The 25,403-nt window shown below is 66.6% G+C and carries 24 protein-coding genes and 1 tRNA gene; 11 read left to right on the top strand and 14 right to left on the bottom strand.

Features of this window, described 5'->3' with window-relative positions; all coding sequences use genetic code 11:
• The coding region (locus tag EYW47_RS42020; RefSeq protein WP_240763898.1) for an ABC transporter permease subunit at positions 1-975 on the top strand (975 nt) is incomplete at its 5' end.
• Positions 976-1,005: 30 nt separating this feature from the next.
• A complete protein-coding gene (locus EYW47_RS24665) occupies positions 1,006-2,355 on the top strand; it encodes an ABC transporter ATP-binding protein (RefSeq protein ID WP_133197464.1) in 1,350 nt (449 codons plus the stop codon).
• 301 nt (positions 2,356-2,656) lie between these two features.
• Here the strand turns inward: EYW47_RS24665 and EYW47_RS24660 are convergent, their stop codons facing one another.
• The 3 genes from EYW47_RS24660 to EYW47_RS24650 form a co-directional block, all read right to left on the bottom strand.
• On the bottom strand, positions 2,657-3,286 hold the full coding sequence (locus tag EYW47_RS24660; protein WP_240763897.1) for a hypothetical protein: 630 nt from the start codon (positions 3,284-3,286) through the stop codon (positions 2,657-2,659).
• Positions 3,283-3,798: a hypothetical protein gene (locus tag EYW47_RS24655; protein WP_240763896.1), complete on the bottom strand. Its 516-nt coding sequence runs from the start codon at positions 3,796-3,798 to the stop codon at positions 3,283-3,285. The genes EYW47_RS24660 and EYW47_RS24655 overlap by 4 nt, the downstream gene beginning before the upstream one ends.
• A 363-nt stretch (positions 3,799-4,161) precedes the next feature.
• Positions 4,162-5,283, bottom strand: coding sequence for a sigma-54 interaction domain-containing protein (locus tag EYW47_RS24650; protein ID WP_133197463.1), 1,122 nt, complete (start codon positions 5,281-5,283; stop codon positions 4,162-4,164).
• Between the two features lie 531 nt (positions 5,284-5,814).
• Here EYW47_RS24650 and EYW47_RS24645 point away from each other — a divergent pair.
• From EYW47_RS24645 to otsA, 5 genes are all read left to right on the top strand, one after another.
• Positions 5,815-6,165: a hypothetical protein gene (locus EYW47_RS24645; protein ID WP_133197462.1), complete on the top strand. Its 351-nt coding sequence runs from the start codon at positions 5,815-5,817 to the stop codon at positions 6,163-6,165.
• Between the two features lie 427 nt (positions 6,166-6,592).
• Positions 6,593-7,978 carry a sigma-54-dependent transcriptional regulator gene (locus tag EYW47_RS24640; protein WP_133197461.1) on the top strand — a complete coding sequence of 462 codons (1,386 nt, stop codon included), beginning with the start codon at positions 6,593-6,595 and terminating at the stop codon, positions 7,976-7,978.
• 138 nt (positions 7,979-8,116) lie between these two features.
• On the top strand, positions 8,117-8,305 hold the full coding sequence (locus EYW47_RS24635) for a hypothetical protein (RefSeq protein ID WP_133197460.1): 189 nt from the start codon (positions 8,117-8,119) through the stop codon (positions 8,303-8,305).
• 133 nt (positions 8,306-8,438) lie between these two features.
• Positions 8,439-8,672: a hypothetical protein gene (locus EYW47_RS24630; protein WP_133197459.1), complete on the top strand. Its 234-nt coding sequence runs from the start codon at positions 8,439-8,441 to the stop codon at positions 8,670-8,672.
• A gap of 244 nt (positions 8,673-8,916) precedes the next feature.
• Positions 8,917-10,359: an alpha,alpha-trehalose-phosphate synthase (UDP-forming) gene (otsA, locus tag EYW47_RS24625; protein ID WP_133197458.1), complete on the top strand. Its 1,443-nt coding sequence runs from the start codon at positions 8,917-8,919 to the stop codon at positions 10,357-10,359.
• 275 nt (positions 10,360-10,634) lie between these two features.
• Here the strand turns inward: otsA and EYW47_RS24620 are convergent, their stop codons facing one another.
• The 9 genes from EYW47_RS24620 to EYW47_RS24580 form a co-directional block, all read right to left on the bottom strand.
• The gene (locus tag EYW47_RS24620; protein ID WP_133197457.1) at positions 10,635-11,192 is read right to left on the bottom strand and encodes a hypothetical protein; all 558 of its coding nucleotides are present in this window, start codon (positions 11,190-11,192) and stop codon (positions 10,635-10,637) included.
• 167 nt (positions 11,193-11,359) lie between these two features.
• A complete protein-coding gene (locus EYW47_RS24615; protein ID WP_133197456.1) occupies positions 11,360-12,790 on the bottom strand; it encodes an MFS transporter in 1,431 nt (476 codons plus the stop codon).
• Positions 12,791-12,914: 124 nt separating this feature from the next.
• Positions 12,915-13,418 (bottom strand): YbhB/YbcL family Raf kinase inhibitor-like protein, encoded by a 504-nt coding sequence (locus EYW47_RS24610; protein WP_133197455.1) that lies wholly within the window; start codon positions 13,416-13,418, stop codon positions 12,915-12,917.
• 185 nt (positions 13,419-13,603) lie between these two features.
• Positions 13,604-14,053: a very short patch repair endonuclease gene (locus EYW47_RS24605; RefSeq protein ID WP_133197454.1), complete on the bottom strand. Its 450-nt coding sequence runs from the start codon at positions 14,051-14,053 to the stop codon at positions 13,604-13,606.
• 33 nt (positions 14,054-14,086) lie between these two features.
• Positions 14,087-15,400, bottom strand: a complete 1,314-nt coding sequence (gene dcm, locus EYW47_RS24600) for a DNA (cytosine-5-)-methyltransferase (protein WP_133197453.1) — start codon at positions 15,398-15,400, stop codon at positions 14,087-14,089.
• A gap of 118 nt (positions 15,401-15,518) precedes the next feature.
• On the bottom strand, positions 15,519-15,818 hold the full coding sequence (locus EYW47_RS24595) for a hypothetical protein (protein WP_240763895.1): 300 nt from the start codon (positions 15,816-15,818) through the stop codon (positions 15,519-15,521).
• Positions 15,819-16,215: 397 nt separating this feature from the next.
• Positions 16,216-16,491, bottom strand: coding sequence for a hypothetical protein (locus tag EYW47_RS24590; protein ID WP_133197452.1), 276 nt, complete (start codon positions 16,489-16,491; stop codon positions 16,216-16,218).
• Between the two features lie 160 nt (positions 16,492-16,651).
• Positions 16,652-16,726 (bottom strand) — tRNA-Arg (locus EYW47_RS24585).
• Positions 16,727-16,897: 171 nt separating this feature from the next.
• On the bottom strand, positions 16,898-17,080 hold the full coding sequence (locus EYW47_RS24580) for a rubredoxin (protein WP_133197451.1): 183 nt from the start codon (positions 17,078-17,080) through the stop codon (positions 16,898-16,900).
• A gap of 345 nt (positions 17,081-17,425) precedes the next feature.
• Between EYW47_RS24580 and EYW47_RS24575 the strand changes: the two genes are divergently transcribed.
• Positions 17,426-19,354 carry an ATP-binding cassette domain-containing protein gene (locus EYW47_RS24575; RefSeq protein WP_133197450.1) on the top strand — a complete coding sequence of 643 codons (1,929 nt, stop codon included), beginning with the start codon at positions 17,426-17,428 and terminating at the stop codon, positions 19,352-19,354.
• A gap of 52 nt (positions 19,355-19,406) precedes the next feature.
• Here EYW47_RS24575 and EYW47_RS24570 read toward each other — a convergent pair whose 3' ends face one another.
• The gene (locus tag EYW47_RS24570; RefSeq protein WP_133197449.1) at positions 19,407-19,760 is read right to left on the bottom strand and encodes a HepT-like ribonuclease domain-containing protein; all 354 of its coding nucleotides are present in this window, start codon (positions 19,758-19,760) and stop codon (positions 19,407-19,409) included.
• Positions 19,757-20,047, bottom strand: coding sequence for a nucleotidyltransferase family protein (locus EYW47_RS24565; protein ID WP_133197448.1), 291 nt, complete (start codon positions 20,045-20,047; stop codon positions 19,757-19,759). Before EYW47_RS24565 ends, EYW47_RS24570 begins: the two co-directional genes overlap by 4 nt.
• A 341-nt stretch (positions 20,048-20,388) precedes the next feature.
• On the opposite strand from EYW47_RS24565, the gene EYW47_RS24560 reads away from it, so the two are divergent.
• The 3 genes from EYW47_RS24560 (at position 20,389) to EYW47_RS24550 (ending at position 25,390) form a co-directional block, all read left to right on the top strand.
• On the top strand, positions 20,389-22,380 hold the full coding sequence (locus EYW47_RS24560; protein ID WP_133197447.1) for a DNA topoisomerase IV subunit B: 1,992 nt from the start codon (positions 20,389-20,391) through the stop codon (positions 22,378-22,380).
• A 54-nt stretch (positions 22,381-22,434) separates the two neighbouring features.
• Positions 22,435-24,750, top strand: coding sequence for a DNA topoisomerase IV subunit A (gene parC, locus EYW47_RS24555; RefSeq protein ID WP_133197446.1), 2,316 nt, complete (start codon positions 22,435-22,437; stop codon positions 24,748-24,750).
• A 181-nt stretch (positions 24,751-24,931) separates the two neighbouring features.
• Positions 24,932-25,390: a CopD family protein gene (locus EYW47_RS24550; protein WP_133197445.1), complete on the top strand. Its 459-nt coding sequence runs from the start codon at positions 24,932-24,934 to the stop codon at positions 25,388-25,390.
• Positions 25,391-25,403: the final 13 nt, after the last annotated feature.

Here is a 25,403-nt window from a genome sequence, read left to right as displayed (position 1 = left end):
AAGTTCCGCATGGAGACCACGTCGTCGGGCGACGCGCCCGAGTCGTGGCTGCTCGACCTGATCCGCCGCACGCACCTCATCCATCAGCTGCTCGTGCCGCTCGGCTGGTGCTTCGCGAAGGCCGCGCGCGTGCCGTTCAGGCTGCCCGCCGCCTTGACCTCGCTGACCGCCATCCCGATGGTGCAGCGCGCGGCGGCGGCGGCGCCTGCGCGCCGCGGCGGCGTGCGCTCGAAAATCGGCGACATCGTCTGGGCCGTTTTTGTGATCGCGCTCACCGTGTACGTGGTCTGGCGCGTGGTCGCCTTCGTGCGCACGGGCGTGACGCTCGACGAAGTGGGCCACGTGTTCGTGCTCGGGCTCATCACGCTCTTGCGCGTGCTGCTGCTGATTGCGATTGCCTCGGTGATCTGGGTGCCCCTCGGCGTGCTGATCGGCCTGCGCCCGGCGCTCGCGGAAAAGGTCCAGCCGCTCGCACAGTTCCTCGCGGCGTTTCCGGCGAACCTGCTGTTCCCGGTGTTCGTGATCGTCATCGTGCGCTTTCACCTCAATCCTGACATTTGGCTGTCGCCGCTGATCGTGCTCGGCACGCAGTGGTATATCCTGTTCAACGTGGTTGCCGGCGCCACCGCCTATCCCAACGACTACAAGGAAGCGGCGAAGAACTTCCGTATCCGCGGCTGGCAGTGGTGGCGCCAGGCAATGCTGCCGGGCATCTTCCCGTACTACGTCACGGGCGCGATCACGGCATCGGGCGGCGCGTGGAACGCGAGCATCGTGTCCGAGTTCGTGCAGTGGGGCGACACCAAAGTCGCGGCGCACGGCCTGGGCGCTTATATCGCGCAGACGACTGCCGCCGGCGACTATCCGAAGATCATCCTCGGCATCGCCGTGATGTCGCTGTTCGTCACGCTGTTCAACCGCGTGCTCTGGCGTCCGCTGTACACGTACGCAGAGTCCAAGCTGCGGCTCGACTGATCGAATAATCGAACGCTGGAAGGTAAAGCGATGCAAAACCCCAAGACCCTGAGCACCGCGCACGGCGACGTGCAGACGGCCCCGAACCCGCCGCGCGTGGGTGAAGAAATCCTGAACGTGCATAACGTGTGCCGGGGTTTCAACAAGAACCAAGGCGAGCTGCTCGTGCTCGACGACGCGAACCTGTCGCTGCGCGAAGGCGAGATCGTCGGGCTGCTCGGCCGTTCCGGCTCGGGCAAGTCCACGCTCTTGCGCATCATCGCCGGGCTGATCTCGCCGACTTCCGGTGAGGTCACCTGGCGCGGCAAGCCGATCGAAGGCCCGGCCGAAGGCGTGGCGATGGTGTTCCAGACCTTCGCGCTGTTCCCGTGGCTCACGGTGCTGCAGAACGTGGAAGCGGGGCTGGAGGCGCAGGGCGTGGGCGCACGCGAGCGCCGCGAACGGGCGCTCGCCGCCATCGACCTGATCGGTCTGGACGGCTTCGAGAACGCCTACCCGCGCGAGCTCTCGGGCGGCATGCGCCAGCGCGTGGGCTTTGCGCGCGCGCTTGTCGTGGATCCGATGCTCATGCTGATGGACGAGCCGTTCTCGGCGCTCGACGTGCTGACCGCCGAAACGCTGCGCACCGATTTGCTCGACCTGTGGACGCAAGGGCGCCTGCCGATCAAGTCGGTGCTGATCGTCACGCACAACATCGAGGAAGCGGTGTTCATGTGCGACCGCATTCTCGTGCTCTCGTCCAACCCGGGGCGCGTGGTGGCGGAGATCAAGGTGCCGTTCAAGCATCCGCGCAACCGTCTGGATACCGCGTTCCGCAAGCTCGTCGACGACATCTACGCGAAGATGACCGCGCGCCAGATTGGCGAGACGACCAAGAAGGGCCTCGAGCTCGGCAGCTGGCTGCCGCGCGTGTCGACCAATTTGATGGCGGGTCTGATCGAAACGCTGGCGGCGGCGCCCTATCACGGCCGCGCCGACATGCCGGAAATCGCGCGTTCGCTGCATCTCGAGGTGGACGACCTGTTCCCGATCGCCGAAGTCCTCCAGCACCTCGGTTTCGCCGACGTGCGCGAAGGCGATGTGCTGCTCACGCCGCCCGCGCGCGTGTTCGCGGAATTCGGCACGCAGGAGCGCAAGATGATGTTCGCCGAGCATCTGCTGCGTCACGTGCCGCTCGCCGCGCGGATCAAGAAAGTGCTCAACGAGCGCCCGGGCCATCGCGCGCCGCGCGTGCGTTTCGAGCAGGAGCTCGAAGACTCCCTCTCGGACGGCGCCGCGGAAGAGACGCTCGACACCGTGATCGACTGGGGCCGTTATGGCGAGATCTTCTCGTACAACGACCAGTCGGAAATCTTCAGCCTCGAAGACGTGGAGTCCTGATCGAGCGATGATTTGAGCGATGCTCGCAGGGGCATGGGGTGATGCATCGCTTTACTTCATGTCACTTCACGCAAAAACGGTCGCTCAGGCGACCGTTTTTCGTGCAACTGAAGGCGCGCGCTCAACGAGCTGAGCGCAGCCCGGTTGATCGCAGCCCGGTTGAACGCAGCCCAACCCAGCCGAGCGAGGCCCGGCGGATTGCAGCCCGGCTGGGCGCAGCCCAACCGAGCGAGGCCCGGCTGATTGCAGCCCGGTTGAGCGCAGCCCGACCGATCGCAGCCCGGCCGATCGCGGCCCGACGCTATTGCAGCGTGCCCCAGCGCTCCACGGCCGGCTCGGCGCTCGCCCACTTCCAGCCGCTGTCGTCGTGGCAAGTGCTGGCCGTGTACCACTGCTCGGGCGCATCGGCGGCGTCGCCGTCCTGCACCGAGAACACGAACTCCTTGCATAGCGCCAGCGCCGAAGCAAACGCGCGCGTCACGCGTACCTGGCCGTGACCGTTCTCGACCGGCAGCTTGTGCTTGATACGCCAGATGTCCATGCCGCCCACGGGCAGACGTCCAGCCGTCTCGGCGATCATCTCCTGCTGGTCGGCGTGCATGCTCTTCATGAAGCGGTTGACGGCCTCGTCGGTGGCCGCCTGGACCGCAATGCCCACCCCCACGCCCACCGCCGGATTCGCCGTCACGATGCCGGTGGCAGCCGCCGCCGCCGCGCCGCTGGCCGCGCCGATCGACGTGCAGCCGCTCGATGCGAGGGCGACGGCCGCGCATAGCGCAACCAGCGCGGCCACACGGGTGACGTGCGCGACGTGCGTGTCGCGTGTAACAGCGCGCGGCACGGCATGCCATCCGTCGATGTGCGGCCGCGCCGTGGGCCCGGCGAGCGTGTCGCGTGCTCCGGGCGCGGCAAATTCCTTTGCGCCGCTCATTGCAGCGCGCCCCAGCGGTCGGTGGCCGGTTCCGCCGACGCCCACTTCCACGTCTCGCCGTCGCGGCAAACCGAGGCCACATAGAACGCGCTGGAGGCCGGCGTGTCCTTGGTCGCGTCCTTGTCCACCGAGAACACAATCTCCTTGCAGTCGAGCGCGCCGCTGCTGATTGCACGGCTCACGGTCACGCGGCCATGCGCGTCTTCTTCGATGGGAAACGAATGGGTGATGGACCAGGGCGCCACGCCGCCCACGTCGAGCGGGCCGGCTACCTTGGCGATACTGTCCTGGGTGTTGCGATGGACCACGCGCTCCGAATACTGCACGCCAGCCTTCGCGGCGGCCACGGCGCCGAGGCCGATGCCTGTGGCGACCGCTGCATTGCTCGTGACCTTCGAGGCGATGGCCGCACCCGCGACGCCGGCGCCCGTCTGCGCGCCTTCTGAGTAGAGCGAGCTGCACGCGGAGCAGGCAAGGCTCGCGACGGCGGCAAGCAGCGTGAGCGACGCCATGCGCCGCCAGCGTGCTCGCGAAGCGTGAGGTCGGGACAGCGCCGCAACGGCCGAAGGCGCGATTCGCGGAGCCGGCGTTGGCGCATTGCACGCCAGAGCACTTCGTTCTTGCATGTTATTTCCCTGCCGCTTGCGGCTGGAAGCCGCCCTGCGCAGGCTTCCAGCACCATTTGGTGCTGCGGATTGTGCAGGATGCCCTATATAAAAGGGATAGGGAAAGTGCAAGAAATTGCAAAACGTCGTGCGCCGCTTGTGGTTACGTGGTTGCGTGCGCTACTTCTTTGTGCCTTTTGAGTCGAGGCATTCGCACTGGATATCCGTGCCGGCACATCGGTGCTGGCACATCGCCGTTGGCACACGTCCTTAGCCCGCATCGCGCGCATCGGCGTTGCTCTCGCCTTCGTCGGGTGAGCTTGTCTCGCCGTCCTCGCTGCCGTAGCTGCCGAGCCGGTTGTAGAGCGTCTTCAGGCTCACGCCGAGCGTGCGCGCCGCGAGCCGCTTGTCCCCGCCGCAGTACTTGAGCGTGCCGAGGATGATCTGCTTTTGCGCGTCGGCCAGTGGCGTGCCGATCCACACGCTCATCGCGTCGCCTTGGGTGACGGGCTTTTTCACGCGCGGCACGAGTTGCGGATGGGCGATCTCGACCGTCTTCTCCGCGAGGATGAACGCGCGGTATACAGCGTTCTTGAGTTCGCGCACGTTGCCGGGCCACGACCAGTTGCGCACGGTCTCGAGCGCGCGCTTGCTGAAGACCTTCTGCGTGCCGTTTTCTTCGTTGAGCTCGCTGAGAAAGAACTGGGCCAGCAGCTCGCGGTCGCGCTCGCGTTCGCGCAATGGCGGCGCGCGCAGCGGAAACACGGCGAGGCGATACATCAGGTCCTCGCGCAGCGCGTTCTCCTTCACGGCGACCACGGGATCGCGATTGGTGGCCGCGATGATGCGCACGTCGCCGCGTATCGCCTCGTTGCTGCCGACGGGGTAGTACTCGCCGGATTCGAGCGCGCGCAGCAGCTTGACCTGATGCAGCAGCGACATCTCGGTGACTTCGTCGAGGAAGAGCGTGCCGCCGCGCGCGTGCTCGAAGTGGCCGTCGCGCGCCTGCACGGCGCCCGTGAAGCTGCCTTTCTCGTGGCCGAACAGCTCGGCTTCGATCAGATCGTCGGGAATCGCGCCGCAGTTCACGGCGATGAACGGGCCGTCGCGGCGCGTGCTCTGCGCGTGGATCGTGCGCGCCACGAGCTCCTTGCCTGTGCCCGATTCGCCCACGATCAGCGCGGTGGCGTCGGTGAGCGCCACGCGCTCGATCTGTCCATAGAGTTCCAGCATGATCGACGACGAGCCGTACAGCAAACCGTACGACTGCAAGCCCGCGACGCGCGGGCCGGGTGGAGCGTTGCGGCGCGTTTCGTTGCCTTTCTCGTCGCGCCCTTCGGCGCGCTCATCGTCTCGTTCGGCGGCGGGCGAGCCCGGCTCGATTGACGCCATAGCGTGTTCGTCCTGCAAATTGGGGTGTGTGGCCAGAAGCCGGAAAGCGCTCGCGGCGCCTCGGGTGCAGGCGCCGCGCGTGGACAAGGCACGGGATTGGAGCCGGCAATAGCTCGGCCGCGTCGGTGCCGCCAGGCGCTTGCCGTCTCCTCGGTCGGGCTTTCCTGCTGCCAGACCTCGAGGACCGCTTTTACGGCGGTCCAGACAGGCCGTCCAGGACTAGCGCGGACGATGCCGTGCCAACGGCCTCAGTATCTCCATCTCGTAAACATTTAACCACTGCCGCGCCTTGCAGGGCAATGGACGTGGCCGCAAAGCGCGTAGGCCGGCGCGCCGTCGGCGGGCGTTCGCGCCCGCGCAGCGCCTCTGTGTGGCATGCCTCATGCTGTGCAACTCCCACCCGTGCGGGGCGTCTACGCTATAGAAGGCTGGCATCCGGCACGCCGGGACGCGGCTTGGACGCCGTGACCGCGCGCGGACTGCGTCATCTGGTCGATGCCCGCGCCGGCGACGAAATTGGGAGAGTGCGATATGGCGAGAAATAAGCCTGGACTGATTGGGACCCTGTTTGCGGTGGGCGCGCTTGGTGCGACCGCTGGCATGCTGGCCTGGCGGTGGTCACAACGGCATCGCATGCAGCGGCAGAGCTTCTATCGCGATCTGAGCCGCTGGGAAGGCGAGGGCGGCGCACTGGCTGAGAACGGCACTGGTGCGCCGGATGTGGCGGTCGCCGACAGTAGCGCAGGCATGGCCGACACGATGAACGCCGCGCGCACGGCGAGCAAGCCGGCGCACACGTCTGTCAACGGCTTGTCGAGCGGCGAGCCGAACGGCGCCTGGCCGTTTCCGCACGGGAGCGCCGATCCGGCAACGCGGCACTGAAGCCGCGTGCCCTTGGGGGCCTTCGCGAGTGGCGCCGGCCCGTGCCTGAAAATCCCGGGCGCCGCGAGAGCAACCGGGCGGGGCAGTCGCGCCGGGTGGCCTGGCGTGCCCCGCCGCACCACCCGGGCTGTGCCGCTGCGCACCGAGATACGCGCGCAAGCCAATCTCGATTAAGTCTATAATGGTCATATCCACAACAATCGAGGTTCGGGTTGCGTGCTGGCTGCGGTATTGTTGCGTTAGTGCAGCTAAAACCGCTCATTCGCCGCCTTGGGCGCCCCGACCGTTTCGTACTCCCCTGCAGCGCGACAGCATGCGCCGCGTAGCTTGCGGCGCCGGCTCATGTTGCCTGATGGCCCGCGCGTGCCGCGCGCGCCACACCTGTTGCGCATGGGAGCCACTCATCTTTCAGGGCTGACGAGACGCGATGCCACATGTATTGATTGTCGATGACGACGCCCAAACCCGCGAAGCGCTAGCCGCCGTAGTGGCCGAAGACGGGCTCACCACCGCGCAGGCCGGCGACCTGCGCGAGGCGCGCATCCAGCTGATCCGCCAGATGCCCGACGTCGTTTTCACCGACCTGAAGCTGCCCGACGGCAGCGGCACGGATCTCTTCCAGGACCTCGACCCGCGCTCGGGCGTGGAGCTCGTCGTCATCACCGGCCACGCGAGCGTGGAGACGGCCGTCGATGCGCTCAAATCCGGCGCCATCGACTATCTGGTCAAGCCGATCAACCTGCAGCGCGTGAAGGCGATTCTCAATCGCCTGCCGCGCGCGGGCGACCTCAAGGCCGAAATCGGCACGCTGCGCGGCGAGCTGCGCCGCATGGGGCGCTTCGGCCTCATGCTGGGCAATTCGCCGGCGATGCAGGAGGTCTACGACCAGATCAGCCGCGTCGCGCCCACGCCCGCGTCCGTCATGCTCGTGGGCGAGTCCGGCACGGGCAAGGAAGTGGCCGCCCAGACCATCCATCAGCTGAGCTTGCGCCGCAAGCACGAATTCCTCGCCGTGAATTGCGGCGCGATCTCGCCGAACCTGATCGAGTCGGAGATGTTCGGCCACGAGCGCGGCTCGTTTACCGGCGCGGACCGTCAGCACAAGGGCTATTTCGAGCGCGCGAACGGCGGCACGCTGTTCCTCGACGAAATCACCGAAATGCCGATCGAGCTGCAGGTGAAGCTGCTGCGTGTGCTCGAAACGGGCATGTTCATGCGCGTGGGCACGACCAAGGAGATCGAGACCGACGTGCGGCTGATCGCGGCGACCAACCGCGATCCGGAGCAGGCCGTCGAGGAGGGCAAGCTGCGCCTCGACCTCTATCACCGGCTGAACGTGTTCCCGATCACCCTGCCGCCGCTGCGCGAGCGCGGCAAGGACGTGGAACTGCTCGCCCAGGCATTCCTCGACGAGCTCAACGAGCGCCACGGCACGAAGAAGCAGTTCCCCGCGGCCGTGCGCGAGATGTTGGGCGGCTACCCGTGGCCGGGCAACGTGCGGGAGCTGAAGAACTACGTGCAGCGCGCGCACATCATGGCCGGCGCCGAAGGCGATCTCACCGCCGCGGTGCCGCTGCAGATCTCGATTTCCAGGCCCGTGGCGGGCACGGCAGTGACGATTCCGTTCGGCACCTCGCTCGCCGATGCCGACCGTCAGCTGATCCTCGCGACGCTCGAGCAGTGCGGCGGCGTAAAGACGCGTGCGGCCGAGATTCTCGGCATCAGCCTGAAGACGCTCTACAACCGGCTCGTCGAGTATGGCAACGAGAGCGGCAAGGGCGAAGTATCCACGCGCGCGGCGGGCGGCGCCTGAGCGCGGTGCAGGCCGCGTGGGTTCATCCGCGCGGTGCGCGCGCTTTCGGCGGGAGGGGCGCTGCGGGTATGTGTGCGGGTATGCGCGCTGGTACGTGGTTTGTGACTTGCTCTGTAGAACCACTTCGAGGAGCAACCGATGCTGAGCTACCGATTCCCCGATCCATCCGATCCTCTGCGCGCACGGCCCTGGCTTGCGCATACGCCGCAACCCGACGATCCCCCGCCCGGCGAACCCGATGAGCCGGACGCGCCGCCCATCGGCGATCCGCCCCCCGAGCCCGACGAAGCGCCGCGCGCCGATGGGCCGCCTGGGCGCTATCGATGACGCTCGTGCTTTTTATGTACGAGTTACAAACGCTTCGCCATTCTTACCGGCATTTTCACGCGCTGGCCCCTAGACTGTAAGCACACCGCCGCCACGTCGCCGGTTCGCGGCCTTGGCCGTAGGAGGCACTGACATGAGACATCCCGCCATGCGCCGTTCCGCCCGTTACACGGGCAAGCGCGGCCCGCGCGACGCCGAGCACAAGGGCGGCGAGCCCACCAATCCGTCCTCTGGCTATACGCCCGACCCCGCCGGACAGAACCGTCCGGCGCCAGGTGTGCCGCCCGATGGCGAGCACAACCAGGGCGGCGCGCGCGCGGAGGGGCTCGAGTACCAGCGCGATCTGGGGTCCGAGCAGGACGCCTGATTCGCAAGCCGCCCGCGCGGCGGGCGCAACGCCTCGTGACACTTCGTCGGAAGTCGTACGGAGTACTGTCTTTTTAGGGCGCGATGGAACCGGTTCGGGCCGGCCGTCGCGCGGATGCTGCTCGCGCCTGCCGCGCGAGTTCACTGCGCAAGCGCAAGCTGCTTGAACCAAAGGAGGCACGACTCTTGCATAAGAAGTAAATGCACCGTCCCCCGGACCCAACGAAACAGGAGGTATACCCGTAATGGGCAGACTGATCGTGGTATCGAATCGCGTTGCACCGACTCAGGAAGGACGTCCCGCAGCAGGAGGGCTGGCTGTCGGCGTACTCGACGCGCTGAAGGAAACCGGTGGTGTGTGGTTTGGCTGGAGCGGCGAGACCGTGACGGAGCAGGCGGCCCCGATCATCGAGCAGCAGGGCAGCGTCACATACGCGACGGTGGGGCTCACCCGGCGCGACTATGACCAGTACTACAAGGGTTTTTCGAATACGACGCTCTGGCCGACGTTCCACTACCGCAACGACCTCGCGCGCTACGAGCGCCAGGAATACAGCGGCTATCTGCGCGTGAACGCGACACTCGCGCGCCAGCTGCAGCCGCTGCTGCAGCCCGACGACATCATCTGGGTGCACGACTACCACTTGATCCCGTTCGCGCGCTGCCTGCGCGATCTGGGCGTGAAGAACCCGATCGGCTTTTTCCTGCACATCCCGCTGCCGGTGCCGGAAGTGATGCGCTCGGTGCCGCCGCATGAAGAGCTAATGCGCTTCATGTGCCACTACGACGTGGTCGGTCTCCAGACCGACGCCGACCGCCAGGCGCTCCTCGACTACATCGAGCGTGGCGGCCACGGCACGTCGAGCGAGGACGGCATGGTCCACGCGTGGGACCGCTTCCTGAAGGTCGGCACGTATCCGATCGGCATCTATCCCGATGCGATCGCGAAGTCCGCCGTTCAGTTCTCCGACCGCAAGCCGGTGCGCAGCCTGCGCGACGCGATGCGCGGGCGCAAGCTCATCATGAGCGTCGACCGGCTCGACTATTCGAAGGGGCTCGCCGAGCGCTTCCAGGCGTTCGAGCGCATGCTGCTGAACGGGCCGGGCTGGCATGGCCGCGTCTCGCTCCTGCAGATCGCGCCGCCAACGCGCTCCGACGTGCAGACCTATCAGACGATCCGCCGCAATCTCGAAGGCGAGGCTGGCCGCATCAACGGGCGTTTCGCGCAGCTCGACTGGACGCCGATCCAGTACCTGAATCGCAAGTACGAGCGCGAACTGCTGATGGCGCTGTTCCGCCAGGCACAGGTGGGCTACGTGGCGCCGTTGCGCGATGGCATGAATCTGGTTGCGAAGGAGTACGTGGCATCGCAGAACCCCGAGGATCCGGGCGTGCTGGTGCTCTCGCAGTTCGCGGGCGCTGCCGAGCAGATGCCGGGCGCGCTCGTCGTGAATCCCTACGATCTGAACCAGACCGCCGAGGCGCTCGAGCGCGCGCTCTCGATGCCGCACGTGGAGCGCCAGTCGCGTTACGAGGACATGATGGCGGCGCTGCGCGAGAACAATCTTTCGGTGTGGCGCGATACGTTCCTGGCCGACTTGCGCAGCGTGGCGACTGCCGCCTCGGTCACCGCGAAGGCGCGCAGCGCGGCGCCCGTGAAGGCGGCTACGGCTAGCAAGGCGAGCTGAGCGCGGGCAAGGCGAATTGAGCGCGGCGCGTGAGCCGCGCGAGGTCTCGCTGGCGGCCGGCATGGCGGCAAGCGCAGCGGTGCAGGGGACGCACGACGCCGCGCCCGCCAGGCGACGAGAAATATGACGAAGCGGACTGACGAAGTAGACCGACGAAGCGGACTGATAAAGCAGACTGTTGCAACAGACGGACGATGCACCACGCGGCGGCTTTCGAGCCGCCGTTTTTTTTGCGCGCGCCGGGCGGGCCGGCGCGCGTGCGCAGCCGGCCTTCTTCAGGCCTGCTGCGCGCCCCTCTGGCCGTATGGCGTGGGCGCCTGGGTCGGGTCGAAGTCGGCCCAATGGCCGCCGTGCCATTGGCCCGAGGCGCGCTCGACGTCGTCGGCGCCGGCTTCGCGCAACACATCCGCGGCCGTCGCCTGATTCTCGGCGCTCACATGCACCGCGAGCAGCACACCCGACTGGCGTGTTTCGTGATGCACGCGCTCCTCGTGCTCGGCCCTGCGCTGCCAGCCCGAGCCGATGCGCGCACCGATCCACGCCCCCACAGCCGCCGCGATCACGGTGGACGGCAGCGATGCGTTGAGCAGCGCGCCGAACAGCGCGATGCCCACCACGGCGCCCGCTACGGCGCCCATGATCAGATTGCGTCGGCGATGCGGCGGTGCGACGTCGACATGCACGAGATGCGGCATATGACGCGCGTGCTGTCCGCGCGGATTGACGAAAAACAGGTTGACGTCTTCTTCGACGAAACCGCGCGCGAACAGCTTTTCGGCAACGGCTTCGGCGGCGGGGAAGGTCGTGAACCGGCCAGCGACGATCAGAGACATGGGAATCTCCCTTTGCAAGGTTGACTCGCCTGCAGAGCGGCGCCGCGCCGCCGGCGGATGCCGGGGCCGAGCACCATAAACCCATGTTAGTGCATGTTTGTGCGTCCTACTGACCAACGGCCGGCAGCGCGGGCGTGCGGCACTGGCCGCGCAGGGGCGCCTGCGCGCTAGCGCTGCGCGGGCGCGCCGCGCCCCGGCATGAGCCGCAGCACGCTCACGAGCGCCGCGAGGGCCGCGAAAGCGGTCGCCGCGTAGAGGGCCACAGTCGGCCCATGCTGCGGCGCCACACCGAAGATCAGGGCGACCAGCGCCGCGCCGAGCGTCTGGCCCGTGAGCCGCGCGGTGCCGAGCATGCCGCTCGCGCCGCCGCTGCGCTCGCGCGGCGCGGCGGAAAGAATCTGCCGGTTGTTGGGCGACTGGAAGATGCCGAATCCCGCGCCGCACAACGCCATGCGCCAGCCGATCTCCACGACGGTGGGCTGCGCGTGGAGCGTCGCGAGCGAAGCCAGCGAGACGAGCCCGAGCGCGAAGAGCGCGAGCCCCACGCCGCCGAGCATGCCGGCGGGATAGCGGTCGGACAGCACGCCCGAGAGCGGTGCGGCGCCGATGATAACGAGCGGCCACGGCGTCATGAGCAGGCCCGTCTGCACCTGCGAAAAGCCGAAGGTGTCCTGCAGCAGGAACGGCAGCGCGACGAACGCGAGCATCTGCGCGCAGAACGAGCAGACCGAGGTGCCGATCGACAGCGCGAACACCGGATTGGCGAGCAGATCGACGGGCAGGAGCGGCGCGGGCTGCGTGAGCTGGCGCCGCACGAAGAACCAGCCGATCACGAGCGCGAGCGCGAATTCGAGCGCGACCCACGCACGGCTCTCGCCGTGGCCGAGGCCGTCGACGGCGAAGATCAGGAGCCCGAACACGATGGCGTTGAGCACGGCGCTCAGCAGGTCGTAGGGCGCGGGGTGCCGTTCGTTGACCGGCAGCGCGCGCATACCCAGTACGAGGGCGGCGATGCCGATCGGCACGTTGATCGCGAAGAGCCAGGGCCAGGACGCAATGGCGAGCACGCCCGAGGCGAGTGTCGGGCCGACCGCCGAGGCGATCGCCACCACCATCGCGTTGATGGAGATGCCGCGCCCGAGCTGCGTGCGCGGATAGATCATGCGCACGAGCGCGGTATTCACGCTCATGATCCCTGCGCCGCCGAAGCCTTGCACCGTGCGCGCAATCGCGAGCGCCGGCAGCGAGGTCGCGAGCGCGCAGCCGAGCGAGGCAATCGTGAAGAGCGCCATGCCCCACAGGTAGACGCGCCGGTAGCCGATGCGGTCGCCGAGCGAGGCGAGCGGCAGCAGCGAGATCGTCACCGAGAGCTGGTATGCGTTGACGATCCAGATCGAGCTCGCGGGGCTCGCGTTCAGGTGATGTGCGATGGTCGGCAGCGCTACGTTGGCGATCGCGCCGTCGAGCACGGCGAGCGTGATGCCGAGCGCGACCACGAGGATCGCGTAATAGCGTTGCGGGAAGGGCAGTCCGGTCTCGAGGTCGTCGGAGGGATCGACGGGATCGGCGCGTGAGGCGGAAAGCGTGGATGTGGGCATCGATCAGAGGGGTGGCGCGCGTCGAGCCCGCGCACCGCCGGATGTGTTGGTAGTTGTGCGTGCGCGGCGCGTCATTGCACACATCGGCGCCGTGCGCCATGCGGCCCGCGCACGCAAGCTGCCGTTACTTCAGTTCGTAGAGCCCGACGTAAGTGGTCGAATCCACTTCGTTCAGATGCGTCATGAAGCGTGCGACCGCGTTGGTGGTCTCGGGCGTCACCGGCAACTGCGCGATCTTCAGCGCATGGATGCGGAAGATATAGCGGTGCGGCTTGTCTCCGCGCGGAGGCGCGGCGCCCCCGAAGCCGACCGTGCCGTAGTCGTTGCGTACCTGCACGGCGCCTTGCGGCAACAGGCTGCCATCGGCCTTGCCCGCATTGCGCGCAAGCGAGCGCACATCGGCAGGAATGTTGACGACCACCCAGTGCCAGAACCCGCTGCCCGTGGGCGCGTCGGGATCGTAGACGGTGAGCGCGAGGCTCTGCGTGTCGGCGGGCGGCGCGTCCCACTGCAGCGCGGGCGAGACGTTGTCGCCATCGACGCCGAAGGCCCGATCGTCGAACTCCTGCGCCTTCGGCATGAAGCCGTTACTCGGAAAGTCGTCGGACCAGAGTCGAAAATCAGCCATCGGTTGCCTCCTTATCGTTCAGTTCTGAAGTGGATGTGGCGGGCGTCACACGCTGGGCGTCACACGTCGGGCGTGACGTGTCGGGAACCCTGTGGCAGGCATGGCATTGCCGGTATTGCCGGGGGGCGCCGACAGCCGGTCCAGTTTATCACTGCGGGGCTTGGCGTTTTGGCTGCAAGCAAGGCTCAGGCACGCGCCTCGAACCAGACGCTTTCGGTGTCTTCGAGCCAGCGCGCGAGCCGCTCGACGACGGCCTGCGGATCCTGTGCCGCGCCGCGCAGCGCGCATTCCCAGATCACGGCCACGCGCCAGCCCTGGGCCGCGAGCGCGGCGAGGGCCTTCGCGTCGTTGGTGCGGTTGCGCGCGATCTTGGCGCGCCAGAACTCCGGCCGCGTGGCCGGCCACTTGAAGAGCGCGCACTGATGGCCGTGCCAGAAGCAGCCGTGCACGAACACGACGGCGCGATAGCGCGGCAGCACGATATCGGGGCGCCCCGGCAGCTCGCGCACGTCGAGACGAAAGCGAAAGCCGCGCCGGTGCAAGAGGCTGCGCACCAGCCTCTCGGGCTTCGTGTTGCGCGCGCGGATGCCCGACATCATCCGGCTGCGCGTGGCGGTGTCGACGACGTCGACCATGGCGGGCCTGTTGCGCTTCGCCCGGGCCGGCCTTCAGGCCGGCGCGACGGCCGTGCGGGCGCCGGCCAGCGCCGCATCGAGATGCGGCATCATCGTGCGCGCCACCTCGCGCATCACCGGCATCACGACGCTGTTGCCGAACTGGCGATACGCCTGGGTGTCGCTCACGGGAATGCGGAAGGTGTCGGGAAAGCCCATCAGGCGCGCGCACTCGCGCGGCGTGAGGCGGCGCGGGCGCAAGCCCTCGCCCTGATGCACGAGAATCTCGCTGCCGTCCTTGTGATAGCGCGCGGAGAGCGTGCGCGTGACGCTGCCGGGAAACGCGAGGCCGTAGCCAAAGCCATTGCCGGCCGCGCGATGCTTTTCCGCGTATTGCTGCAGATACGCCCAGAGTCCGGGCGTGAGCGTGTATTTCGGCTGCACCTGGCGTGCCGCGTGATCGAAGAAGCGCTCGCCGTCCCACGGCAGGATGGGTTCGCTGCCGTCGGTGCGATGCAGGACCGAAGCGAGACGCGGGCCTTCCTCGGGCAGGCCGAGCGCATCCCACGTGAACGGCGTGGGCTCGCGAAAGCCGACGATGATGATGCGCTCGCGATGCTGCGGCGTGAAATGGCGCCCATCGATCACACGGTAGTGCACGTCGTAGCCGAGCTCGTCGCGCAGCACGTGCAGGATCACGTCGAAGGTGCGGCCGTGGTCGTGCGAAAGGAGGTTCTTGACGTTCTCGAGGAGGAAGGCGGCGGGCCGCTTCTCGGCGATGATGCGCGCGACGTCGAAGAAGAGCGTGCCCTGCGTGGTGCACTCGAAGCCGTGCGGCCGGCCGAGCGCGTTTTTCTTCGAGACGCCTGCGATCGAGAATGGCTGACACGGAAAGCCCGCGAGCAGCACGTCGTGCTCGGGCACGTCGGCGGCGGGAAATTCGACGATGTCGCCGACGAACGCATGGCCTTCGCCGTCCTTCTGTGCGTAGTTCTCCAGATAGGTCTTCTTCGAGAACGGATTCCACTCGCTTGTCATGACGCAGGTGCCGCCGTGCGCCTCGAAGCCCATGCGAATGCCGCCGATGCCCGCGAACAGGTCGACGAAGCGAAAGCGCGTGGGCGGCATGGCGGGCGACCCCGCGCCAGCGCTCGCGTTCGGCTCGGCGCTATGCAAGAGCTCGCGCAGCGCCGCTTCGAGCATGGCGGGACACGGCGTTTCGCCTTTTTCCCAACGGCGCACGGTCTTGACGTCCTTGCCGACATGAGCGGCGATCTGCTGCTGCGTGAAGCGCTGGCGTGCCTGCTGAAGCAGGTCTCGCGAATGGGCCGGGTGCACGAAGTCCTCTCTGGGTATTTTGGCGGACATTATGACCGATGGGTGACCCCCGGCACCAGGAATTCCGCAGAGAGTGGCACAAGACGCGAAGGCGATGCGCGCGGACGCCGCGCACCATGCGCGGGACGCACGCGAGGCGGTGCGCGGCTCAGTGGCCGGCGGCTTTGCCGATGGCGTGCTTCGCGTTGGCTGCTGCCGCCGTGGCAGCGTTCAATTCGTGCAGGTCGATCTGGATCAGCAGGCTGTCGATATCGGCGAGCTGGCCTTTATTGACGTGCCCGGTGTCGAGCAGTTGGTGCAGGCGCTTGCGCCAGTAGGAGGCGGGGAGGATCGCACCGGCGAGGTCGCCCGAGAGCGACAGCGGCATGACGCGCCGAATATGGGCGATATCCTGGTCGATGAGACTCGACATCAGGTGGCCGGCCGGGAGGGGACGTTGGGTGTCCATGTTCGGAGATTACGGCAATTCCGTCCCTGACTTTAGGGGCGGATGGATCCATGTTTACCCGCAGCCGGATACATTGCCGTCGGGCTCAGCGCAACAGAAGCATCGTCATCGACGAAACGACGACGGTGCCGAGCGCCGCCATCAGCGCGAATACGTAGGGTGAGGTCATGGCGTTGGTCTCGTTTTGCTTGCTGTTGGAGACCATCGTAGGCGATGCCGGAGCCCATGAACGTTAACAATTGACAAGCCGCTGTGAGCGGCGCGACGCAACGGCCATGGCCGCCTTGAGAGCGGCGGCGCCCCCGGGTGCGGCGGGCCGCCGGGCCCCGGCCCGAAAGGCTGCGGTGCACCTGGGCGACGAGGTCCGGCGGCTCGCCGGCGACCTCGCGCGGCCGGTTCACTCCTCCGGAGTTTCGGGCGTGGGCGCCGGGCCTTGCGCGGCGCCTTCGAGGAAGCGGCGCGTGGCCTCGAACGAGTTGAGCATCTGCTCGGGCCACGGCGTTTGCAGCATGACGGCCTGATGATTCTCGAACGCCGACGACAGCAGCTTGACGAGCTCCGGCGAGCTCAGATGGCGCAGCAGGACGCTCACGGCGATCGCGGTGGCCTGGCTGGCGCCGGCGGTCTGCAGTTCGGAATGGGTGAGGGCGGCGAGTTGCTTGTTGATGTCCATGGTGAATCAGCCTGGAAAGAGGACGCTGCGCGGCGCGCGGGATCGGCGATCGGCTCGCGCAGGGTGCGCAGCGGGTGCGTAACGGGATAACGGGGGATATCGGGACGGCCGCGCCGGCAGGGCCGGCAAGGGCGAGCGGCGTGGTGAGGATGCGGGCGGCTGGTCCCCCTGGCAGGAATCGAACCTGCATCTAGCGCTTAGGAGGCACTTGTTCTATCCATTGAACTACAGGGAGCCGTCAAATCCGCTGCGAGGAGCACAAGCTCCCACTCCGCCAGACCGCCATGTTTCCCAAGTCACCCGTCATGGCGCGGAGTCTGCGCACAAAGTCTTGTTGCGCGGTGCAGGCGCAAGAGTATAGCAAACGCCATCCGGCTGGAAAATGCCACCCCGCGCAGCGCGCGCTTCAGAACTCCACGGCGACGAAATCGGCCTTGCCCACATCGCACAGCGGGCAGCGCCAGTCGTCGGGAATATCCGCGAAGCGCGTGCCCGCGGCGATGCCTTCGTCGGGCAGACCTTCTTCTTCGTTATAGACCCAGCCGCAGATCAGGCAGACCCAGCTCTTGTATTCGATCACTTCGCTCACAACACACCTTTCGTTCCAGTTCGACGCAGTTTTCCGCGGTTCGTTGCCCGCGGGTTTGCCCGCCTATATAGCTACAGATTAGCCACAGATAGCCCCATATGGCCCCGTTAGCCATCCTGGCCCGGTTGAGGCGGGGCGGCGGGCGAGCCGCGATATTACCGGAAAATGGCGCTCCGGCCGTGCGCGGCGGGCTCGCGGCGCCGCTATCGGCCGGGCACGCCCGTGCGGGTGACTGTCATGACGAATGCCCCGGCGAAAATCGAAGCAACGGGGCCAGCGCGGCGCACCCGATGCGCCCCGGTACAATACGCGCTTGCTCTCCAACGCAGGCAACGGTCCCCATTCATGTCGCTTTACACCATCACCGGCGCGCAACTCGCGTTCGGCCACGTCGCGCTGCTCGACCACGCGGACTTTTCGCTCGAAGCCGGCGAGCGCGTCGGGCTAATCGGCCGCAATGGCGCGGGCAAGTCGTCGCTGCTCACGATCGTCGCCGACCTCGCCAGGCCCGACGACGGCCTCGTCACGCGCCAGCAGGATCTTTCGACCGTCTACGTGCCGCAGGAGCCCGATTTCGACGCCGATGCCACCGTGTTCGACACCGTCGCCTCCGGGCTCGCGGGCGTGCGCGCGCTGCTCGACGAATTCGACGTGGTCGCGCACAAGCTCGCGGACACGCCCGAAGGCGCGGAGCACGACGCGCTGCTCGCGCGCATGAATGCGCTGCAGTCGTCGCTCGATCACGCCGACGCCTGGAACTGGCGCACGCGCGTGTCGACCACGCTCGCGCAGATCGGGCTGGACGCCGACGCGCGCGTGGGCGCGCTCTCGGGCGGCATGCAAAAGCGCGTGGCGCTCGCGCGCGCGCTGGTCGTGCAGCCCGACGTGCTGCTGCTCGACGAACCGACCAACCACCTCGACTTCGACGGCATCCGCTGGCTCGAAGAGCTGCTTGTCGCGCAGCGCTCGAGCCTGCTGTTCATCACCCACGACCGCGCGTTCCTCGACCGCGTGGCCACGCGCATCGTCGAGCTCGACCGCGGCAAGCTGCTTTCGTATCCGGGCAACTTCTCGCAGTACCAGGAGCGCAAGGCGCAGCAGCTCGAAGTCGAGCGCGTGGAAAACGAGAAGTTCGACAAGCTGCTCGCGCAGGAAGAAGTGTGGATCCGCAAGGGCGTCGAGGCACGCCGCACGCGCAGCGTGGGCCGCATCGCGCGCCTCGTGCAGATGCGCCACGAGCGCGAGGAGCGCCGCAACGTGCAGGGCAACGTGAAGCTCGACGTCGCGCAGGGCGAGAAGTCGGGCAAGATCGTCGCGGAGCTCACGGACGTCGTGAAGCGTTACGGCGATCGCACGATCGTCGATAACTTCACGTCCACGGTGATGCGCGGCGACAAGATCGGCTTCGTCGGCCCGAACGGCGCGGGCAAGACCACGCTGCTGAAGCTGATCCTCGGCGAGCTGAAGCCGGACGCTGGCACGGTGCGCGTGGGCACGAACCTGCAGGTCGCGTATTTCGACCAGATGCGCGCGCAGCTCGACCTCGAGAAGAGCCTCGCCGATACCATCAGCCCAGGCAGCGACTGGGTCGAGATCAACGGTGCGAAGAAGCATGTGATGAGCTATCTCGGCGACTTCCTGTTCTCGCCCGAGCGCGCGCGCTCGCCCGTGAAGTCGCTCTCGGGCGGCGAGCGCAACCGCCTGCTGCTCGCGCGTCTGTTTGCCCGCCCCGCGAACGTGCTGGTGCTCGACGAGCCGACCAACGACCTCGACATTCCCACGCTCGAGTTGCTCGAAGAGCTACTGACCGATTACGACGGCACCGTGTTGCTGGTGAGCCACGACCGCGCGTTCCTCGACAACGTGGTGACTTCGGTGATCGCGTCGGAGGGCGAAGGGCGCTGGCGCGAGTACGTGGGCGGCTTCACCGACTGGCAGACCCAGAGCGCCCGCGCGCAGGAGCTTGCCGATGCGCGCGCGCCGAAGGAAGCGGCACCCGCGGCCGCCGCACCGAAGGAGAGCGCGGCGGGCCGCAATGCACAGCGCACCGTGAAGCTTTCGTTCAAGGAGCAACGCGAGCTCGAGGAGCTGCCCAAGCGCATCGAGGCGCTGGAGACGGAGCAAAAGGAAATCGGCGCGAAGATCGAAGATGGATCGATTTTTGCGAAGGATGCGCAGGAGGGCACGCGGCTCACCGAGCGCTATGCCGCGATCGATGAGGAATTGTTGATGGCGCTGGAGCGGTGGGAAGAGCTGGAGAGCAAGCGCAAGTGAAGTGAAAAGCTGGCGCAGGCGGGAGAAGGCGGCCTGATGAAGGCCGCTTTTTTTATTTCTGACTCAGGCGCGAGAGCTTGCGCTCCAGGTCGGGCAAGTACGTCTGTACGGTGCTCCAGACAATCTCGATGTCGACGGCAAAATATCCATGTGTCACGTGGTTGCGCATGCCGTACATGGCCTCCCACGGTATCTCGGGATGCGCTGCGGCAAAGTCTGGGTCGCCACGTGCGATATTGCGTGCGGCTTCTCCAATGATCGCGATGTTGCGAACGACGGCATCGACAGCCATTGGTGTTGCCTCGAAGCTTTCGTGTGACAGCGGCGCGGTGTATGCGCGAATGCGTTCGATAGCGTTGAGAATATGTTGCAGGTAATCGGGTGTGCGGAAATCTTTCTTTCTCATACCGGCACCGATTCGGCAACTACGCGGGCGCGGAAGGTCTCGGGTAGCGCTTTTGGCGTAAGTACGTCCACTCGCACACCCAGCAGCGCTTCGAGCCGCAACTGGATTTGCGCGAGGTCGATAAGCGTCGTCTCCGGCGTCGGGTCGATCAGCAGATCGAGATCGCTGTCCTCGTCGTCTTCTGCACGCGCCGACGAGCCGAACACACGCGCATTCGTTGCGTGATGGCTCGCGACGATCTGCCGGATTTCAGCACGATGCGCGTGTAATGCTTCGGATGGTTTCATGGGCGCTCCACTCCTCCAGATTGCGCAACAAACCGGCTGAAACGGCGTCTGCAGGCGGCATGCCGTATGCACCCCATTCTACGCGACTCAAGCGCCTCGCCACCCCTCGGCCGAACGGCCGACCCCTTTCCAAATTGCCGTGCAAGCCCAAATCAGTACAATACCTCGCGAATCGGAGCGACTGTGCGAGCGCGCGCCGGCCCGGCGATGTCTGCCCGGCAGTTGCGCAGCGCGCTCAGCCCGTTGTTTCGTCACGGTTTTTTTGAACACTCAACGCGTTGTCCCCGCAGATGTCCACAGGACCTGTGGACAAGCGCACGGACAACCCCCTGCGGATCACCATGTCAACGAAGAAGTCAAACGCTGCAAACGCTGGATATAGCGAAGCGTCGATCAAGGTGCTCAAGGGCCTCGAGCCCGTCCGGCAACGGCCGGGCATGTACACGCGCACCGAGAATCCGCTGCACATCATCCAGGAAGTCATCGACAACGCGTCCGACGAAGCGCTCGGCGGCTACGGCAAGCGCATCACGGTCACGCTGCACGCCGACCACTCCGTCTCCGTCGATGACGACGGCCGCGGCATTCCGTTCGGGCTGCACCCCGACGAGAAGGTGCCCGTCGTCGAAATCGTTTTCACGCGCCTGCACGCGGGCGGCAAGTTCGACAAGGCCGCCGGCGGCGCCTACACGTTCTCGGGCGGTCTGCACGGCGTGGGCGTCTCGGTCACCAACGCGCTTTCGACGCGTCTGGACGTGACGGTCTGGCGCGACGGCAAGGTCGCCGAAATCGGCTTCTCGGACGGCAACGTCGTGAAGCCCCTCACCACGCGCAACGCCGCGCGCGACGAGAAAAAGACCGGCACGCGCGTGAGAGCGTGGGCCGATCCGAAGTATTTCGACTCGCCCAATCTGCCGCTTGGCGAGCTCCAGCGCCTGCTGCGCTCGAAGGCGGTGCTGCTGCCCGGCGTCGAGGTCGAGTTCGTCAATGAGAAGACCGGCGAGCGTCTCTCGTGGAAGTACGAAGACGGCCTGCGCGGCTATCTGCTCGAAGGCATGGGTGGCGCCGACCTGCTGATCCCGCTCTTCGAGGGCGAGCGCTATGCAGACGCCCGCACCACCGACGACACCTTCGCCGAAGGCGAGGGCGCCGCGTGGGTGGTCGCGTGGAGCGAGGAAGGCCCGCTCACGCGCGAGTCCTACGTCAACCTGATTCCGACGCCCGCGGGCGGCACGCACGAGAGCGGCCTGCGCGACGGTCTGTTCCAGGCCGTGAAGAGCTTCGTCGAGCTGCACAACCTTCAGCCCAAGGGCGTGAAGCTGCTGGCGGAGGACGTGTTCGCGCGCGTCTCGTTCGTGCTCTCGGCCAAGGTGCTCGACCCGCAGTTCCAGGGGCAGATCAAGGAGCGCCTCAATAGCCGCGACGCCGTGAAGCTCGTCTCGTCGTTCTCGCGCCCCGCGCTCGAGCTGTGGCTCAACCAGCACGTGGAGCACGGCAAGAAGCTCGCCGACCTCGTCATCAAGCAGGCCCAGGCGCGCACGCGCGCGGGCCAGAAGGTCGAGAAGCGCAAGAGCTCGGGCGTGGCCGTGCTGCCCGGCAAGCTCACCGACTGCGAGTCGACCGATATCGCGCGCAACGAACTTTTTCTCGTCGAGGGCGATTCGGCGGGCGGCTCGGCGAAGATGGGCCGCGACAAGGAATACCAGGCCATCCTGCCGCTGCGCGGCAAGGTGCTCAACACGTGGGAAACCGAGCGCGACCGTCTGTTCGCCAATAACGAAGTGCATGACATTTCGGTGGCGATCGGCGTCGATCCGCACAGCCCCGACGACACCGTCGATCTCTCGAACCTGCGCTACGGCAAGATTTGCATTCTCTCGGACGCGGACGTCGACGGTTCGCACATCCAGGTATTGCTGCTCACGCTCTTCTTCAAGCATTTCCCGCAGCTGATCGAGCGCGGCCACGTGTGCGTGGCGCGCCCGCCGCTGTTCCGCGTCGATGCGCCCGCGCGCGGCAAGAAGCCCGCGCAGAAGCTCTACGCGCTCGACGAAGGCGAGCTCGAGGCGATCCTCGACAAGCTGCGCAAGGACGGCGTGCGCGAGACGCAATGGACCATCAGCCGCTTCAAGGGCCTTGGCGAAATGAGCGCCGAGCAGCTCTGGGACACGACGATGAACCCCGACACGCGGCGCCTCTCGCCCATCGCGCTCGGCGACCTCGACTACGAGGCTACGGTTGCGCGCATGACCATGCTGATGGGCAAGGGCGAAGCGGCCTCGCGCCGCTCGTGGCTCGAAGAGAAGGGCAACGAAGTCGAAGCGGATATCTGAGCGCACACGCTTGCGCACCTATACGCTCATACAAGATTACGGACTGACTGAAACATGGACGATCTCTTTGCTGAAGTGACCGACGCGCCGAACGGCGACACGCTCACGCTCGGCCACTACGCGGAGCGCGCGTACCTCGACTACGCGGTGAGCGTGGTGAAGGGCCGCGCGCTGCCCGACGTCTGCGACGGCCAGAAGCCGGTGCAGCGACGCATTCTGTTCGCGATGAACGAGATGGGTCTCGGCGACAACGCCAAGCCCGTGAAGTCGGCGCGCGTGGTCGGCGACGTGCTCGGCAAGTACCACCCGCACGGCGACCAGTCGGCTTACGACGCGCTCGTGCGTCTCGCCCAGGACTTCTCGATGCGCTATCCGCTCATCGACGGTCAGGGCAATTTCGGCTCGCGCGACGGCGACGGCGCGGCGGCCATGCGTTACACCGAAGCGCGCCTGACGCCCATCGCGAAGCTCCTGCTCGACGAAATCGACATGGGCACCGTCGATTTCATGCCGAACTACGACGGCTCGTTCCAGGAGCCGAAGACGCTGCCCGCGCGCTTGCCGATGCTGCTGCTCAACGGCGCATCGGGCATTGCGGTCGGCCTCGCCACGGAAATGCCCTCGCATAACCTGCGCGAAGTCGCGTCGGCAGCGGTGGCGATGATCCGGAATCCGAAGCTTTCGCATGCGGAGATCATGGAAAGGCTGCCGGGGCCCGATTTCCCGGGCGGCGGCCAGATCATTTCGAGCGAGGCGGAAATCGCGGCGGCCTACGAATCGGGCCGTGGCAGCCTCAAGGTGCGCGCGCGCTGGAAGATCGAGGATCTCGCACGCGGCCAGTGGCAACTCGTGGTGACCGAGCTGCCGCCGAACACGTCGGGCCAGAAGGTGCTCGAAGAGATCGAAGAGCTGACGAACCCCAAGCTCAAGCTCGGCAAGAAGACGCTCACGCCCGAGCAGTTGCAGAGCAAGCAGTCGATGCTGGCGCTGCTCGACGCCGTGCGCGACGAGTCGGGCAAGGACGCGCCCGTGCGCCTCGTGTTCGAGCCGAAGACCAGCAAGATCGACCAGGGCGAGTTCGTCAACTCGCTGCTCGCCAACACGAGCCTCGAATCGAACGCGTCGCTCAACCTCGTGATGATCGGCGCCGATGGCCGGCCGCGCCAGAAGGGCATCAGCGAGATCCTCGGCGAGTGGATCGGCTTCCGCTTCGCGACGGTCACGCGCCGCACGCAGCATCGCCTGACGAAGGTCGACGACCGCATCCACATCCTCGAAGGGCGGATGATCGTCTTCCTCAATATCGACGAGGTCATCCGCATCATCCGCGAGTCGGACGAGCCCAAGAGCGCGCTGATGAGCGCATTCGGGCTTTCCGAGCGCCAGGCCGAGGACATTCTCGAAATCCGTCTGCGCCAGTTGGCGCGGCTGGAGAAGATCAAGATCGAGAAGGAGCTCGCGGAGCTGCGCGAAGAGAAGGCCAAGCTCGAAGAGCTGCTCGCGAACGAGTCGTCGATGAAGCGGCTCATCGTGAAGGAGATCGAAGCCGACGCGAAGCAGTACGGCGACGACCGCCGCACGCTGATCCAGCAGGAAAAGCGCGCGAGCTTCGAGGTGCGCGTGGTGGACGAGCCGGTCACGGTGGTCGTCTCGCAGAAGGGCTGGGTGCGCGCGTTGAAGGGCCACGGCCTCGACCAGCAAAGCTTCACGTTCAAGGCCGGCGACGGGCTCTACGCGGCGTTCCAGTGCCGCACGCCGGACACGCTCATCGCGTGGGGCAGCAAGGGGCGCGTCTATTCGGTGTCGATTGCGCAATTGCCGGGCGGCCGCGGCGACGGCGTGCCGGTCACCTCGCTCATCGAGCTCGAGGCGGGCACGCATCTGCTGCATTACTTCGCGGCGAATGCGGAACAGCAACTGCTGCTCGCGTCGAGCAACGGCTTTGGCTTCATCGCAAAGATCGGCGACATGGTGAGCCGCGTGAAGGCCGGCAAGGCGTTCATGACGATCGACGAAGGCTGCGTGCCGCTCGCACCGATGCCGATGCTGCCCAATGCGATCCAGGTGGCGTGCCTGTCGTCGGGCGGTCGCCTGCTCGTGTTCGGCCTCGACGAGATGAAGACGCTCTCGGGCGGCGGGCGCGGCGTGACGCTGATGCAGCTCGACGAGAAGGAAAAACTCGTGCAGGCGCTCGCGATCACCGCTTCGGGCGTGGTGCTGGAAGGCACGGGCCGTGGCGGCAAGGCCGGCGAGGATCTGATGGCCGGCGCGGTGCTCTCGCCGCAGATCGGCAAGCGGGCGCGCAAGGGCCGTGCGCCCGACTCGAAGCTCAAGGTCGTCACGGGCATGCGTCCGGTGCTGCCGCAGTAAGCGCTCGAGCGACTGCAATGCGCGCGCCGGAGGATTCGGCGCGCACATCGGGCGCGAACCTCAACGTGGCATGAAATAATGCCGCGCAACCCGGTTCGAGCCTTGCATGGGGCCGGGGTAAGTGCTGAAGCACTAACTTCGGCCGACAGCCGGATATTTTTACGAACAGGGAATTTCAAGCATGGGTCACGCGATCGAAATCGCGCTCTTTCTGCATCTGCTGAGCGTTGCCGTCTGGGTGGGCGGCATGGTGTTCGCGCACTTCTGTCTGCGTCCGGCGCTCGAAGACCTTTCGCCGCAACTGCGGCTGCCGCTCATCGAATCGGTGTTCGGCCGCTTCTTCAACTGGGTGGGCATTGCCGTGATCGTGATCCTGCTGACCGGCGGCTTTCTGCTGATGCAGTTCGGCGGCGGCCACGCCACCTGGCAGTTGCACGCCATGGCGGGTCTCGGCGTGATCATGATGCTGATCTTCGGCCATATCCGCTTCGCCGTGTTTCCGCGCATCCGCCGCGCGGTGCAGGCGCAGAAGTGGCCCGACGGCGCGCGCGCCGTGGGCACCGTGCGCCGGCTCGTTATCGTCAATCTGGTGCTGGGTGTCGTGACGATCGGCGTCGCGGTCATGTCGCGCGGGTTCTGAGCGCTTTCTGAGC

The organism is Paraburkholderia silviterrae (assembly GCF_004353915.1).
GTDB lineage: Bacteria > Pseudomonadota > Gammaproteobacteria > Burkholderiales > Burkholderiaceae > Paraburkholderia > Paraburkholderia silviterrae.
The sequence above is the reverse complement of the archived record's forward strand: the minus strand, read 5'-3'. Positions and strand labels throughout refer to the sequence as shown.

Coding starts and splice junctions, on each gene's coding strand:
- EYW47_RS24665 (WP_133197464.1), top strand. CDS start 1,006: ATGCAAAACCCCAAGACCCTGAGCACCGCGCACGGCGACGTGCAGACG.
- EYW47_RS24660 (WP_240763897.1), bottom strand. CDS start 3,286: ATGAGCGGCGCAAAGGAATTTGCCGCGCCCGGAGCACGCGACACGCTC.
- EYW47_RS24655 (WP_240763896.1), bottom strand. CDS start 3,798: ATGGCGTCGCTCACGCTGCTTGCCGCCGTCGCGAGCCTTGCCTGCTCC.
- EYW47_RS24650 (WP_133197463.1), bottom strand. CDS start 5,283: ATGGCGTCAATCGAGCCGGGCTCGCCCGCCGCCGAACGAGACGATGAG.
- EYW47_RS24645 (WP_133197462.1), top strand. CDS start 5,815: ATGGCGAGAAATAAGCCTGGACTGATTGGGACCCTGTTTGCGGTGGGC.
- EYW47_RS24640 (WP_133197461.1), top strand. CDS start 6,593: ATGCCACATGTATTGATTGTCGATGACGACGCCCAAACCCGCGAAGCG.
- EYW47_RS24635 (WP_133197460.1), top strand. CDS start 8,117: ATGCTGAGCTACCGATTCCCCGATCCATCCGATCCTCTGCGCGCACGG.
- EYW47_RS24630 (WP_133197459.1), top strand. CDS start 8,439: ATGAGACATCCCGCCATGCGCCGTTCCGCCCGTTACACGGGCAAGCGC.
- otsA (WP_133197458.1), top strand. CDS start 8,917: ATGGGCAGACTGATCGTGGTATCGAATCGCGTTGCACCGACTCAGGAA.
- EYW47_RS24620 (WP_133197457.1), bottom strand. CDS start 11,192: ATGTCTCTGATCGTCGCTGGCCGGTTCACGACCTTCCCCGCCGCCGAA.
- EYW47_RS24615 (WP_133197456.1), bottom strand. CDS start 12,790: ATGCCCACATCCACGCTTTCCGCCTCACGCGCCGATCCCGTCGATCCC.
- EYW47_RS24610 (WP_133197455.1), bottom strand. CDS start 13,418: ATGGCTGATTTTCGACTCTGGTCCGACGACTTTCCGAGTAACGGCTTC.
- EYW47_RS24605 (WP_133197454.1), bottom strand. CDS start 14,053: ATGGTCGACGTCGTCGACACCGCCACGCGCAGCCGGATGATGTCGGGC.
- dcm (WP_133197453.1), bottom strand. CDS start 15,400: ATGTCCGCCAAAATACCCAGAGAGGACTTCGTGCACCCGGCCCATTCG.
- EYW47_RS24595 (WP_240763895.1), bottom strand. CDS start 15,818: ATGGACACCCAACGTCCCCTCCCGGCCGGCCACCTGATGTCGAGTCTC.
- EYW47_RS24590 (WP_133197452.1), bottom strand. CDS start 16,491: ATGGACATCAACAAGCAACTCGCCGCCCTCACCCATTCCGAACTGCAG.
- EYW47_RS24575 (WP_133197450.1), top strand. CDS start 17,426: ATGTCGCTTTACACCATCACCGGCGCGCAACTCGCGTTCGGCCACGTC.
- EYW47_RS24570 (WP_133197449.1), bottom strand. CDS start 19,760: ATGAGAAAGAAAGATTTCCGCACACCCGATTACCTGCAACATATTCTC.
- EYW47_RS24565 (WP_133197448.1), bottom strand. CDS start 20,047: ATGAAACCATCCGAAGCATTACACGCGCATCGTGCTGAAATCCGGCAG.
- EYW47_RS24560 (WP_133197447.1), top strand. CDS start 20,389: ATGTCAACGAAGAAGTCAAACGCTGCAAACGCTGGATATAGCGAAGCG.
- parC (WP_133197446.1), top strand. CDS start 22,435: ATGGACGATCTCTTTGCTGAAGTGACCGACGCGCCGAACGGCGACACG.
- EYW47_RS24550 (WP_133197445.1), top strand. CDS start 24,932: ATGGGTCACGCGATCGAAATCGCGCTCTTTCTGCATCTGCTGAGCGTT.